Here is a 13,091-nt window from a genome sequence, read left to right on the forward strand (position 1 = left end):
GTGGTCATGCGGCCTCCCCGGACAGGCGGGGCGCGCTCAGCAGTGAGCGAGCGAGCAGGATCTTCTGCATCTCGATACTTCCCGACGCGACGGTCGCCGCGTTCGCGTAGCGCCAGTGATCGTCCACCGCGCGCCGGAACTGCCGCTGGGCTTCACCCTCACTCGGCACGAACGCGGCGAGTTCGGTGAGCACGCTCGCGCTCTCCTGATCGAGTGTGGTCACCGCGATCCGGTAGGCGGCGGCGTCGCCGGGCACGACCCGGCCGGTGGCCTGCATGGAGACCACCTGGTAGGCGAGCAACCTGGCGCGCCTGGCCCGGACCAGCGTCTTCGCCCAGCGCACGCGCAATTCCGCGGGCAGTGTGTCCCAGCGTTCGCCGAGCACATCGGGGGCGGCGGAGAGCAGGCGGTCGCAGCGGGCGTAGCGGGCGATGCCGACGCGTTCGAAGGCGAGCACTTCCTGCACCACCGACCAGCCCTCGTCGACCGTGCCGAGGACATCGGCCTCGGTGGCGCGGACGCCGTCGAAGAAGACCTCGTTGAGGTGGTGCGGTCCGAGCATGGATTTGATCGGCCGCACCTCGATGCCGGGATCCGACATCGGGATGAGGAAGACCGTCAGGCCCTGCTGTTTGCGCGCGCCGGTCGAGGTGCGGGCCAGCAGGAAGCACCACTGCGCCATCGAGGCGTAGGAGGTCCAGATCTTCTGTCCGGAGATTCGCCATCCGTCGCCGTCACGGCGGGCCGCGGTGCGCAACGAGGCGAGGTCCGAGCCGGAATCCGGCTCGCTGAAGCCCTGGCACCAGATCACCTCGCCGCGCGCGATCGGCGGCAGATGTTTGCGTTGCTGGTCGGCGGTACCGTGCCGCATGAGTGTCGGGCCGACCCAGTTGACACCCATGTACTGTGCGCCGCGCGGTTCGTGGTGTGCCCACATCTCCTCGCGGACGACGGTCTGTTCCCACACCGAGGCGCCACCACCGCCGAAATCCTCCGGCCAGGCCGCGCAGAGCAGTCCGTGTTCGGCCAGTACCCGGCAGAAACGCTGGGCCACTGCCAGATCCGAGGGATTGTCGGTGAACGCGCCGAGATAATCGGCGGGGACCTCCTCGGCAATCAGCCGCCGCAGTTCTCGCCGGAGTTCTGCGGCGGACCCACCCATCGTGAAGTCCATGTGGCGCACACTACTTCAATCCTCATAAGGATAGCAATATTTGAATGGTCAGCCGGTTGATGACTAGACTGCCGCCATGACGGATACGGCCACCTGCGTTCGAACGAATCGGACGAACTCGCGACGGTCCGCATGACCACGGCCAAACGCGGCCGGGTGCCGCAGCGCCGCATCGCCGAAACCGTCGCCGCCGAGCTACGCACGCGCATCCTCGCGGGTGACGAGAACTACCGACTTCCCACCCAGGACCAGTTGGTACAGGATTTCGGTGTCAGCTATCCCTCGATCCGCGAGGCATTGCGCATCCTGGAGACAGAAGGCCTGGTCACGGTCAGGCGCGGCAATGTCGGAGGCGCCGAAGTACACCGTCCCGACGCGACTTCCGCAGCGTATCACCTCGGCCTGGCCCTCCAGGGCGCTCGCGTCACGCTCGGCGACCTCGCCGCGGGACTGCGCATGCTGGAGCCGCTGTGCGCGGCCGAATGCGCCGAACGGCCCGATCGCGCCGACACCGTGGTGCCCGTTCTCGCCGAGAACGTCGAGAAATCCGCCGAACTCGTGGCCGACGGCATGGCCTTCACCCACACCGCGCGCGAATTCCACGACCTCATCGTCCAGAACACCCCCAATCTCACCGTCCGATACGTGGTCAGCACCCTGGTCACGCTGTGGTCTGCGCAGGAGGAGGCCTGGGCGGAGGCGCTCACCCGACGCGGTGAATATCCCTCCGGGGACGAGGCCGCCGCGGTGGTGCGCACCCACCAGCGCATCGTCACCGAGATCGCGGCGGGCCGAGCGGCCGAGGCCGAGCGGCTGTATCGCACCCACCTGGCCGCCACCCAGGCACTCGTGCTGGAACGCTTCGACGACGGCGTGGTCAACGCCGCGTCGGCGGGCGCGCGTCTCGCCGCGCACTCCGGGCTGCGTTCCCGGATCTGACGCACCGCGTCACGAATTCCATCGCACCCCCGCTGAAGTCGCGTTTTCCTTGCTGGACGCCGCGAACGGCCTAGGATAATCATGTTCTCATCCCAGTGAAATCAGCGTTTCCAATCGTGTTTCAGGCGTATGCTCGGGTAGACCCGGGCACCGGTCGGCACCTACCGACCGGGTCGGTGCGGGCCGACACCGCCGAGGGGTCGTTGTGTGCGGCTATCTGCTTGCAGTACAACATATTTCAATCCAGCAGCGAGACGGGCGACACCTCGTCTCCGCTCGGCGGCACGACCGCTTCACGCCGCTTCGAGGCGTCATCGACAGCCCGCGGCAAATTACCCACCGGTAAGCAATTGTTCAAGTATTGCTATCCTTGTGAGGATTGAAGTAGCGTGACCCACGACACGCGGTCCTGCACTTGCCCCCATCGGAATCCCGCCCCACGGCGCCGCCGGGTCCGGGCAGTGCCGCAACGCGAATATCGGACTTCTCACCGCATCGGAGGGCCCCACCTTGACTCGAGGGGCGCGTTACAGCAGCACCACGTCCATCACCACCGCAGAGGGTGTGAGCATCCAACGGCTCACACCGCCGAGCCGACTGTTCGGCGCGAACGGCCTGCGCACCGGACCTGATAACCGCATCTACGTCGCCCAGGTGGTGGGCAGCACGATCAGCGCCCTCGACATCACCACCGGCGATCTCGAGACCATCAGCGCCAAAGGCGGCGACATCATCGCCCCCGACGACATGGCCTTCGACCCCGCGGGCAACCTCATCGCCACCGAGTACATGGACGCGCGGGTGAGCGTGCGCAGCCCCGACGGCACCAGCCGGGTACTGCGCGACGATCTGCCCGGCGCCAACGGCATCACCGTGTACAACGGCAGGCTCTTCGTCAACGAGTGCCGCATCGGCGGCAGGCTCATGGAGGTGCCGCTCGACGGCAGTGCCCCGGTGGTGCTCCAGGACAACCTGCCGATGCCCAACGCCATGGAGGTCGGCCCGGACGGGCTGCTCTACTACCCCGTGATGGGCACCAACGACATCTGGCGCATCGACCCGAACGGCGGGACGCCGGAGCGGGTCATCGGCGATCTGGCCGGGCCGGACTCGGTGAAGTTCGACGCCGCCGGGTTCATCGTCTCCACCCAGGCGGGCACCGGGCAGGTGCTGCGCATCGATCCGCGCACCGGCAACCGCGAGGTGCTGGCCCAGCTCGAACCCGGCCTGGACAACTGCACCTTCGTCGACGGCAGGCTCTTCGTCTCCAATTTCGACGGCACCATCACCGAGGTGCTCGGCGGCGGCGAGAGCAAGTCGATCCTGCCGGGCGGGCTGTTGTGGCCGCTCGACCTCACGGTCGGCCCGGACGGCACGCTCTACGTCGCGGACGGCACCTACTTCCACGAGTTCCGCGATGGCAAGCTTTCGGTGGTCGCCTCGCTGTTCAGCCTGAACAGCCCGGGCTACGTGCGCGGCGTCGTCGCGACCGGCGTCAACGAGTTCGTCGGCACCACCTCGACCGGGCAGATCGTGACCTACAAGCACGGCACGGAGCCGGAGACCGGGCTGATCGCCGACGGCTTCGACCAGCTGTACGGCATCGCGGTCGCGTCGGACGGCTCCGTCGTCGCGGTCGACGCGGGCACCGGGCAGGCGATTTCGGTGCGCGGCGGACAGACCGAGGTGCTGGCGTCCGGGCTGCAACGCCCGATCGGCGTCGCGCTCGGCCCGGACAACGCGATCCTGGTCTCCGAGTCCGGTGCCGGACGCATCGTCTCGGTCGGCGCGGGCGGTGTCGACACCGTCGTCGACGGCCTCGAGACCCCGCACGGCATTCTGGTGCGCGGCAAGCAGTTGCTCATCGTCGATGTCGGCCTCAAGGCTCTGATCAGCTTCAACCTCGAGACCAAGGTGCGCGCGACGCTGGCGACCAACCTGCCGGTCGGCACCCCCGACGGTGTCGTCGCCAAGCCGCTCCAGGGCACCCCGCCGTTCTCGGGCCCGATGGGTCCGTTCGCCGGTATCACCGCCGCACCGGACGGCACCGTCTACATCTCGGCCGACGCCGAGGGCAGCGTGCTCGTCCTGCGCGAGGAGGCATGAGCCACCGATGACCGACGGCGGGGAACAGAAACGCGAAAAGCCTGTTCCCCGCTGCCGGGCTATCGAGAGAGAACACCGGCCGGACCAGCCACCGCGCCGCGACCACCTACTGACACCACGGTTTCCACCAGGAGGATGTCATGACCGAAACCGCTGAGAACATCACCGAGACCACCACGACGGAACCCCTGTCGACTCCGATGTCGATCGGTGTCGAGGCATACATATCCCCGGAATACGCCAAAGCCGAGGGCGACAAGCTCTGGGCCAAGGTCTGGCAGCAGGTCGCCCGCGTGGAGGAGATCCCCAAGGTCGGTGACTTCCTGACCTACGAGGTCGTGAACGACTCGATCATCGTGGTCCGCACCGCCCCCGACACCATCCGCGCCTACCACAACGTCTGCGCCCACCGCGGCCGCCGCCTGGTCGACACCCCGGCTGGAGCGCACGACGCGCGCGGGCAAGCCCGCCAGTTCATCTGCGGATTCCACGGCTGGCGCTACGACCTCGAAGGCAACAACACCTTCGTCGCCGAACGCGAGGACTGGACCTGCGGACTCACCGAACGCAACGACGGCCTCAACCACGTGAAGGTCGACACCTGGGGCGGCTGGGTCTGGATCAACATGGACCCCGAGGCCGAACCGCTGCGCGACTACCTCGAGCCCGCCGCGAGCCTGCTCGAGCATTTCGAACTCGAGAAGATGCGCTACCGCTGGCGCAAATGGCTGACCTTCGACTGCAACTGGAAAGTCGCCTTCGAAGCCTTCATGGAGACCTACCACGTCCCCTACACCCACCCGGAATTCACGAATTTCGGTAGCTTCCTGGGGTGGGCCCGCCAGCAGGGCAAGCACAGCAACATCGGTTACGACGCGCCCAAGGGCATGGAAGAGAACCAGGCCAAGCTGCGCGTCGGCGGCGGTGCCGACGCCCGTATCTCCACGGCGACCCTGCAGAATTTCACCTGGGAGAACGCCAACACCAACACCACCCGCACCCTCGTCGACGTCGCCAACCGCCTCGTCGACGAACTGCCTGAAGGCACACCCAGTGCCGAGGTGCTGCGCTACTGGCTCGAGACCTCTCGTGCCGAAGATCAGGCCCGCGGTGTCGACTGGCCCAAGGTGGAACCCGACGTCGTGGCCAAGGCGGGCACCGCCTGGCAGATCTTCCCGAACTTCCAGATCGGGCACGCGGTCAACAACATGCTCTGCTACCGGTTCCGGCCCTTCGGCGCCGACCCGGACAAGTGCGTCTTCGAGGCCGCGGTCTTCGAACTCTTCCCCGAAGGGCAAGAACCCGAGACCGAATGGGAATACACCCCCGTCGGCGACCCGGGGTGGCGCACCGTGCTCCCCCAGGATTTCGACAATATGGCCGCGGTCCAGCAGGGCATGAAGTCCAGGGGCTTCTCCGGTCCCAAACCCAATCCCTATCGCGAACGCAGCGTGGTCAACCTCCACCACGGCCTGGCCCAGTACATGGGTACCGGCGAACCACACGACCTCGTCTGAATCACCACACCCAGCAAGGAAACCCGCATGACTGACTGCGCACCCACGCAGACCCCCGAGGTCGATATCGACGCACTTCGGGCGAAGTACCTCGGCGAACGCGACAAGCGTCTGCGCACGGAGGGCCAGGGCCAGTACCTGGTCACCGAAGAGGGGTTCAAGGAGTTCTACGAGGGCGACCCGTACACCACGGTCGTTCCGCGGGAACCGATCGACGCCGAGATCGGTGTGGCGATCCTCGGCGGCGGGTGGGCAGGCCTGATCGCCGCGGCCCGGCTGGAAGAGGCGGGCGTCACCGACTTCCGGATCATCGAGCTGGCGGGCGATTTCGGCGGCGCGTGGTACTGGAACCGCTACCCCGGCATCCAGTGCGACACCGACAGCTACGCCTACCTGCCGCTGCTCGAGGAAACCGGCTACATGCCGAAGGAGAAGTACGCCCGCGGCGACGAGGCGTTCGAGCACGCGCAGCGCATCGGCAAGCACTACAACCTCTACGAGCGCGCGATCTTCTCCACGCTGACGACCTCCTTGGAATGGGACGAGGCGACCAAGCTCTGGAATGTCGGCACCAACCGTGGCGACAACATCCGCGCGCACTACGTCATCATGGCGCAGGGTCCGTTCAACAAGCCGAAACTGCCTGGCATTCCGGGCATTTCGGAGTTCGAAGGGCACACCTTCCACAGCGCTCGCTGGGATTACGAGTACACCGGCGGCAGTTTGAAGGGCGGCCTCGACAAGCTGGCCGACACGAAGGTCGCCGTGATCGGCACCGGCGCCAGTGGCATCCAGGTGATTCCGCACCTCGCGAAATCGGCCGAGCACCTCTACGTCTTCCAGCGCACGCCGTCCTACGTCTACGAGCGCGGCGATGTGCCCACCGATCCGGATTGGGCCGCCACGGTGCAGCCGGGTTGGACCCGTGAGCGCAAGCGTAACTTCCACACCGCGGCCTTCGAGGCGTTCGCCCCGGGCCAGGCAGACCTGATCTGCGACGGCTGGACCGAGGTGAGCCGCAACCTGGAGGCGCATATCAGCGCCACCGGCCAGTGGGCGACGCTGACTCCCGAGAAGTTCATGGAGCTGCGCGAAGCCGAGGACTACAAGGCGATGGAGCGGGTCCGCAACCGCGTCGACGAGATCGTGAAGGATCCCGCGACCGCGGCGGCGCTCAAGCCCTACTACCGGTTCCTGTGCAAGCGGCCCGTCTTCAACGACGATTACCTGCCGACCTTCAACCGCGACAACGTGACCCTGGTCGATGTGTCCAAGTCCAAAGGCGTGGAACGCATCACGGCCAAGGGCATCATCGCCGACGGTGTCGAGCACGAAGTCGATGTCATCATCTTCGCCAGCGGTTTCGAGATCACCACCGATCTGGACCGTCGCCTGGGCATCGCGCCGTTCACCGGCCGCGACGGCCTCTCGCTCTACGAGCACTGGGCGGGCGGCTACAAGACCCTGCACGGCCTCACCACCCGCGGATTCCCGAACGTGTTCTTCACCGGGTTCATCCAGGGCGGCGTGACCGCGAGCACCACCGACATGTTCGACCAGCAGGCCAACCACATCGCCTACATCCTGTCGAAGGCGTACGAAACCGGTGCCGCCACGGTCGAACCCACCGCGGAAGCGGTCGAGGAATGGTGCACCACCATCCGCGAGTCGGCGGTCGACAACACGACCTTCCAGCGCGAGTGCACGCCCGGCTACTACAACAACGAGGGCGAGAAGACCATCAAGTCGCACCTCGGTGACCCGTACTGGCCCGGCTTCTACGCCCTCGAGGACCTGTTCCAGGCGTGGCGCGACGCGGGAGACCACCAGGGCCTCGTCCTGGACAAGTGACGATCGCAGAAGGAGGAGATCCAGTGCCGGAACTCAGATTCGACGATCGAGTTGCCGTGATCACCGGCGCGGGACGCGGGCTCGGGCGTGAATACGCCCTGCTGCTCGCGTCACGTGGCGCCAAGGTGATCGTCAACGACCCCGGTAGCAGCGTGCGCGGCGACAGTGTCGAAGTGGACGCCGCCGCCGAGGTGGTGGCGGAGATCGAAGCGGCGGGCGGTATCGCCGTCGCGTGCACGGAGTCGGTGGCGACCCCCGAAGGCGGCCGTGCGATCATCGAATCGGCCATCGAGAATTTCGGCCGGATCGATATCCTCGTGCACAACGCGGGCAATGTCCGTTACGGCTCGCTGCGCGAGCTGAGTTACGAGGATTTCGACGCGGTACTCGATGTCCACCTGCGCGGGGCGTTCCATGTCGTTCGCCCGGCGTTTCCGTTGATGGCCGACGCAGGCTACGGCCGCGTCGTGCTCACCTCGTCTATCGGCGGGTTGTACGGCAATCAGGGCGTCGCGAATTACGCGGTATCGAAGTCGGCCATGATCGGTCTGTCCAATGTGATCGCGCTCGAGGGCGCCGAATCCGGTGTGCGCAGCAATATCATCGTGCCCGCCGCGGTGACCCGGCTGGCCGACGGACTCGACACCTCGGCCTACCCGCCGATGGGTCCGGAGCTGATCGCGCCGACCGTCGGTTGGCTCGCTCACGAAACCTGTTCGGTCACAGGCGAAATGCTGGTGGCCGTCGGGGGTCGGGTGGCGCGGGCGTATATCGCCGAGACCCCGGGGGTCTATCGACCCTCATGGTCCATCGAGCAGGTCGGCGAGCAGATCGATGCGATCCGCGACACCGCGGATTCGTGGGTCTTCCCCGCGACCACAGGACACGTAGAACACCTAACGAAGAGTTTCGCGCTAGCCACGGAGGCAGGCCAGCATGTCGGTTAAAGTTTACGAACGCATTCTCCAGCTATTCGAAGCGGAGGGCATCAACACGATTTTCGGTATCCCCGATCCGAACTTCGTGCACATGTTCCATCTCGCCGAAGAACGCGGTTGGAATGTCATCGCACCCCATCACGAGGAATCCGCCGGATTCATGGCCGAGGCCGTGTCCAGGATGACCGGTAAGGCCGCGGTCTGCATCGGCACCCTCGGCCCGGGTGTGGCCAACCTCGCGGGCGCGATGATGTGCGCCAAGGTCGAGAATTCGCCGGTGATCTTCCTGGGCGGTCAGCGCGCCAGGATCACCGAGCAGCGGGTACGCCGCGGACGGATCCAGTTCGTCAAGCAGGCCGCGCTGTTCGAGCCGTCGGTGAAGTACTCCGCCAGCATCGAATACGCGGACCAGACCGACGAGATCATCCGCGAGGGCCTGCGCAAGGCGCTCGGCGGCACCCCGGGACCGGTCTACATCGAATACCCGTCGCACGTCATCCTCGAAGAGCTGGATGTGCCGGATCCGGTGCCGCCGTCGCGCTACCGCCTGGTCGGACAGACCGCGGGCGCCGACGTGATCGCCGAAGCCGTGGAACTGATCCGTGCCGCGAAGCAGCCGGTGCTGCTGGTCGGACACGGTGTGCACACCACCCGCTCCGGTGAGTCGGTCCGGGCGCTGGCCGAGGCGATGGCCTGCCCGGTGATCCAGACCTCCGGCGGCACCTCCTACATCGAGGGCCTCGAGGATCGCACCTTCCCGTACGGCTTCTCGCCCTCGGCGGTCGAGGCGGTCGTGCAGTCGGATCTGTGCCTGGCCATCGGCACCGAACTCGGTGAGCCGGTGCACTACGGTCGCGGTCGGCACTGGGTCGCGAACGAGGCGAACCGCAAATGGATTCTGATCGAACAGGATCCGTACGCGTTCGGCGTCAACCGCCCGATCGACGTTCCGCTGGTCGGCGACCTCCGTGCCGTCGTCCCGCAGCTGGTCGAGGCGCTGAAGGACACCCCGCGCACCGCGACGCCGGAGCTGGCAGGCTGGATCGAACAGGATGCCGCGCGTCTGGCCGAACTGGCCGAGACCGCGCCGTCCGGGATGACCCCCGTGCACCCCGCGCGTCTGATCGTGGAGGCCACCACGGCGTTCCCGGCCGACGGCATCATGGTCCGTGACGGTGGCGCCACCACGATCTTCGGCTGGACCTACTCCCAGGCCAAGCCGCACGACGTGATCTGGAACCAGAACTTCGGTCACCTCGGCACCGGTCTGCCCTACGCCGTCGGCGCCTCGGTCGCCGAGGGCCGCAAGCGTCCGGTCATGCTCGTCACCGGTGACTCGTCGATCCAGTTCCAGATCGCGGAGCTGGAAACCGCTGTGCGGCTAGGACTTCCGTTGGTCGTCGTGGTCGCTGTCGACTACGCGTGGGGCCTCGAGGTCGGCGTCTACAAGCGCACCTTCGGTCAGGGCTCGCTCGAGACCGGCGTGCACTGGGGCACCGAGACGCGACTGGACAAGGTCGCCGAGGGCTTCGGCTGCTACGGCGAGTACGTCGAACGCGACGAGGACATCGCACCGGCCATCAAGCGGGCGTACGCCAGCGGCAAGCCGGGCCTGATCCACGTGGCCGTCGACCCCAAGGCGAACTCGGAAGAAATGCCCAGTTACGACGAGTTCCGCACGTGGTACGCGGAAGGGACACAGTAGTCATGAGTGATCTGACAACGTTCTACATCGGCGGCAAGTGGGTCGAGCCCGCTGGCACCGAATTCTTCGACGTGGTGAATCCGGCCACCGAAGAGGTCTTCGGTCGCGTCGCACAGGGCACGGCCGAGGATGTCGACCGTGCCGCGACGGCCGCCCGCGCGGCGTTCACCACCTGGTCGGCGACCTCGATCGACGAACGGCTCAGGGTGCTGCGCGCCATCGACGAGGAGTTCGGCAAACGCCGCGACGACCTCGGCGCGGCACTGACCCAGGAGATGGGCGCGCCCGCCGCGCTCGCCAACGGCTTCCAGCTCGATCTCCTTGCCGGACATCTCGGTACCGCGATCGGCATCCTGGAGAACTTCTCCTTCGAGGAGCAGCGTGGCGCCACGCTGATCGCCAAGGAGCCGATCGGTGTCTGCGGGCTCATCACCCCGTGGAACTGGCCGCTGAGCCTGATCGCCGTCAAGGTGTTCCCGGCCCTCGCGGTCGGCTGCACCGTGGTGCTCAAGCCCTCGGAGCAGTCGCCGTTCTCCGCGCAGATCTTCGCCGAGATCCTGGACGCCGCGGGTGTTCCCGCCGGCGTGTTCAACCTGGTGCAGGGTGACGGACCGAGTGTCGGTGTGCCGCTGGCGTCGCATCCCGATGTCGACCTGATCTCGTTCACCGGTTCCACCCGCGGTGGCATCGAGGTCGCCAAGAACGCGGCGCCGAGCGTCAAGCGCGTCACCCAGGAACTGGGCGGCAAGAGCGCCAATATCGTGCTCGACGACGCGAACCTGGCGGCCAACGTCGGCGCCGCGATCGGCCCGCTCATGATGAACTCCGGCCAGACCTGTAGCGCGCTCACCCGCATGCTGGTCCCGGCGGCTCGGATGGACGAGGCCATCGCCGCGGCGAAGGAAGCGACCGAGCAGGTGACGGTCGGCGATCCCAACGGTGACGCTGTCATCGGCCCGGTCGTCTCGGGCGCGCAGTTCGAGAAGGTCCAGTCGCTGATCCAGAAGGGCATCGACGAGGGCGCGACCCTGGTCACCGGCGGCGTCGGCCGTCCGGACGGCCTCGACACCGGCTACTACGTCAAGCCGACCGTCTTCGCGAACGTCACCAACGATATGACGATCGCGCGCGAAGAGGTCTTCGGGCCGGTGCTGTCCATCCTCGGATACGACAACGTCGACCAGGCCGTCGAGATCGCCAACGATTCCGAATACGGTCTCGCGGGCAATGTCGCGGGCGCGGATCTGGAGCAGGCACGCGCGGTGGCACGTCGTATCCGCGCCGGCTACGTCACGATCAACGACGCCTTCGACTTCGGCGCGCCCTTCGGCGGCTACCGCAAGAGCGGAAACGGCCGCGAGTGGGGCGAATTCGGATTCGACGACTACCTGGAGATCAAGGGCATCCTCGGGTACGCGCCGGATACTTCGGCATAGTTCGAGACAGAGATGAGTGTCGTGCCCGAAGAAGTGCAGGCGCTGCTCGACAAGCAGAGCATCCGCGAGCAGATCGTGCGTCTGGCCCGCGGCGAGGACCGCAGGGACGCGGTGGCCATCACCGCGTCCTTCTGGAAGGACGCCACGACCGATTTCGGTATTTTCTCCGGATCGTTCGACGATTATCTGAATTGGGTGGTGCCGGGATCGCCCGCGGTGATCCTCACCCAGCACATGCTCGGTCAGACCCTGGTCGAGCTCGATGGCGATATCGGACTGGCCGAAACCTACGTCGACGCGTACCACCGCGTCGACATGGGTGAGGGCGAGCGCGATATCTCCCTCGGCGGGCGCTATCTCGACCGTTTCGAACGACGCGACGGTCAGTGGCGCATCGCCAAACGCACCATGCTCTACGACTGGGTTCGCGAAGGCGGCGACGCGGCGGACTGGTCGAAGGGCATCCTGGGTGCGGAACTGACCGGCCGTCGCTATATCGGCCGGACGTCGGGTGATCACAGCGCGACGTTCTTCGGCACGCGGGCTTCCTCGTGACCACGTTGTCCGGCAAAGTGGCTGTCGTCACCGGGGCCAGTCGCGGTATCGGTAAAGGTATCGCGCTGGCCCTGGCCGAACAGCACGCCACGGTCTACCTCACCGGCCGGACCGCCACGCAGGGATCGCATCCGCTCCCCGGCAGTCTGGCCGAGACGGCGAGTGAATGTGATCGCCGGGGCGGCAAGGGAATCGCCGTCAAAGTCGATCACGCGAACGACGACGAGGTCGCTGCCCTATTCGAACGCGTCGAGCGTGAACAGGGCGGTCTCGACATCCTGGTCAACAACGCGTTCGCGCTCCCGGACGACCTCACGGCCCCCGAGCCGTTCTGGGAGAAGCCGCTGTCCAATTGGGAGATGGTCGACGTCGGGGTCCGCTCGAATTTCGTGGCCGCCCGGCACGCCGCCCGTCTCATGACACCGCGCGGCAGCGGCGTGATCGTCGCGATCTCCGGGTACACCGGCGTGGCCTACACCTACGGCGTCGTGTTCGGCACCGCGAAATCCGCGGTCGACCGGATGGCGCGGGATATGGCCGTGGAACTGAAACCGCATGGCGTGACCTCGATCTCGCTGTGGCAGGGGCTGACGCTCACCGAGCGCGCGCAACGCAATCTCGCCGCGCTGCCCGGATTGAGCGGACAGTCCGCGACCCGTCCGCAGGACAGTTGCACACCGGAATTCCCCGGCCGCGTCATCGCCGCCATGGCCTCCGATCCCGACGTGCTCGCCCGATCCGGCGGCACGTTCATCACCGCCGAACTCGCGCGGGAATACGACGTCACCGATATCGACGGGTCGGTGATCCCGTCGCTGCGCGCGACTCGCGGCGCACCGATCTGGTCGCCGGTATGACCGGGCCCGCATC

At 66.7% G+C, this 13,091-nt stretch carries 10 protein-coding genes; 9 read left to right on the forward strand and 1 reads right to left on the reverse strand.

What is annotated here, in order from left to right:
* Positions 1-4 precede the first annotated feature (4 nt).
* Entirely contained in the window at positions 5-1,174 is a 1,170-nt protein-coding gene (locus OG225_RS19275; RefSeq protein WP_405182937.1) for an acyl-CoA dehydrogenase family protein, read from the reverse strand.
* A gap of 132 nt (positions 1,175-1,306) precedes the next feature.
* Here OG225_RS19275 and OG225_RS19280 point away from each other — a divergent pair, with 132 nt between their 5' ends.
* The 9 genes from OG225_RS19280 to OG225_RS19320 all read left to right on the forward strand — a co-directional run bounded on the left by OG225_RS19280 (position 1,307) and on the right by OG225_RS19320 (position 13,078).
* Positions 1,307-2,113 (forward strand): FadR/GntR family transcriptional regulator, encoded by an 807-nt coding sequence (locus OG225_RS19280; protein WP_405182938.1) that lies wholly within the window; start codon positions 1,307-1,309, stop codon positions 2,111-2,113.
* A gap of 570 nt (positions 2,114-2,683) precedes the next feature.
* The gene (locus tag OG225_RS19285) at positions 2,684-4,219 is read left to right on the forward strand and encodes an SMP-30/gluconolactonase/LRE family protein (RefSeq protein WP_405183301.1); all 1,536 of its coding nucleotides are present in this window, start codon (positions 2,684-2,686) and stop codon (positions 4,217-4,219) included.
* 140 nt (positions 4,220-4,359) lie between these two features.
* Entirely contained in the window at positions 4,360-5,736 is a 1,377-nt protein-coding gene (locus tag OG225_RS19290) for an aromatic ring-hydroxylating dioxygenase subunit alpha (RefSeq protein ID WP_405182939.1), read from the forward strand.
* Between the two features lie 27 nt (positions 5,737-5,763).
* Complete coding sequence (locus tag OG225_RS19295; RefSeq protein ID WP_405182940.1) at positions 5,764-7,587, forward strand: flavin-containing monooxygenase; 1,824 nt, start codon at positions 5,764-5,766, stop codon at positions 7,585-7,587.
* Positions 7,588-7,610: 23 nt separating this feature from the next.
* Positions 7,611-8,534, forward strand: coding sequence for an SDR family NAD(P)-dependent oxidoreductase (locus tag OG225_RS19300; RefSeq protein WP_405182941.1), 924 nt, complete (start codon positions 7,611-7,613; stop codon positions 8,532-8,534).
* Complete coding sequence (locus tag OG225_RS19305) at positions 8,524-10,230, forward strand: thiamine pyrophosphate-binding protein (RefSeq protein ID WP_405182942.1); 1,707 nt, start codon at positions 8,524-8,526, stop codon at positions 10,228-10,230. The genes OG225_RS19300 and OG225_RS19305 overlap by 11 nt, the downstream gene beginning before the upstream one ends.
* A 2-nt stretch (positions 10,231-10,232) precedes the next feature.
* Positions 10,233-11,666, forward strand: coding sequence for an aldehyde dehydrogenase family protein (locus OG225_RS19310; protein WP_405182943.1), 1,434 nt, complete (start codon positions 10,233-10,235; stop codon positions 11,664-11,666).
* 12 nt (positions 11,667-11,678) lie between these two features.
* On the forward strand, positions 11,679-12,221 hold the full coding sequence (locus tag OG225_RS19315; protein ID WP_405182944.1) for a nuclear transport factor 2 family protein: 543 nt from the start codon (positions 11,679-11,681) through the stop codon (positions 12,219-12,221).
* Positions 12,218-13,078, forward strand: coding sequence for an SDR family NAD(P)-dependent oxidoreductase (locus OG225_RS19320; RefSeq protein ID WP_405182945.1), 861 nt, complete (start codon positions 12,218-12,220; stop codon positions 13,076-13,078). The genes OG225_RS19315 and OG225_RS19320 overlap by 4 nt, the downstream gene beginning before the upstream one ends.
* Positions 13,079-13,091: the final 13 nt, after the last annotated feature.

Origin of the sequence: Nocardia sp. NBC_01377 (assembly GCF_045040005.1) — a bacterium.
GTDB lineage: Bacteria > Actinomycetota > Actinomycetes > Mycobacteriales > Mycobacteriaceae > Nocardia > Nocardia noduli.

Excerpts from the sequence above, each read along its gene's own strand:
- OG225_RS19280 (WP_405182938.1), top strand. The coding sequence starts at position 1,307 with ATGACCACGGCCAAACGCGGCCGGGTGCCGCAGCGCCGCATCGCCGAA.
- OG225_RS19310 (WP_405182943.1), top strand. The coding sequence starts at position 10,233 with ATGAGTGATCTGACAACGTTCTACATCGGCGGCAAGTGGGTCGAGCCC.
- OG225_RS19315 (WP_405182944.1), top strand. The coding sequence starts at position 11,679 with ATGAGTGTCGTGCCCGAAGAAGTGCAGGCGCTGCTCGACAAGCAGAGC.
- OG225_RS19290 (WP_405182939.1), top strand. The coding sequence starts at position 4,360 with ATGACCGAAACCGCTGAGAACATCACCGAGACCACCACGACGGAACCC.
- OG225_RS19295 (WP_405182940.1), top strand. The coding sequence starts at position 5,764 with ATGACTGACTGCGCACCCACGCAGACCCCCGAGGTCGATATCGACGCA.
- OG225_RS19275 (WP_405182937.1), bottom strand. The coding sequence starts at position 1,174 with ATGGACTTCACGATGGGTGGGTCCGCCGCAGAACTCCGGCGAGAACTG.
- OG225_RS19305 (WP_405182942.1), top strand. The coding sequence starts at position 8,524 with ATGTCGGTTAAAGTTTACGAACGCATTCTCCAGCTATTCGAAGCGGAG.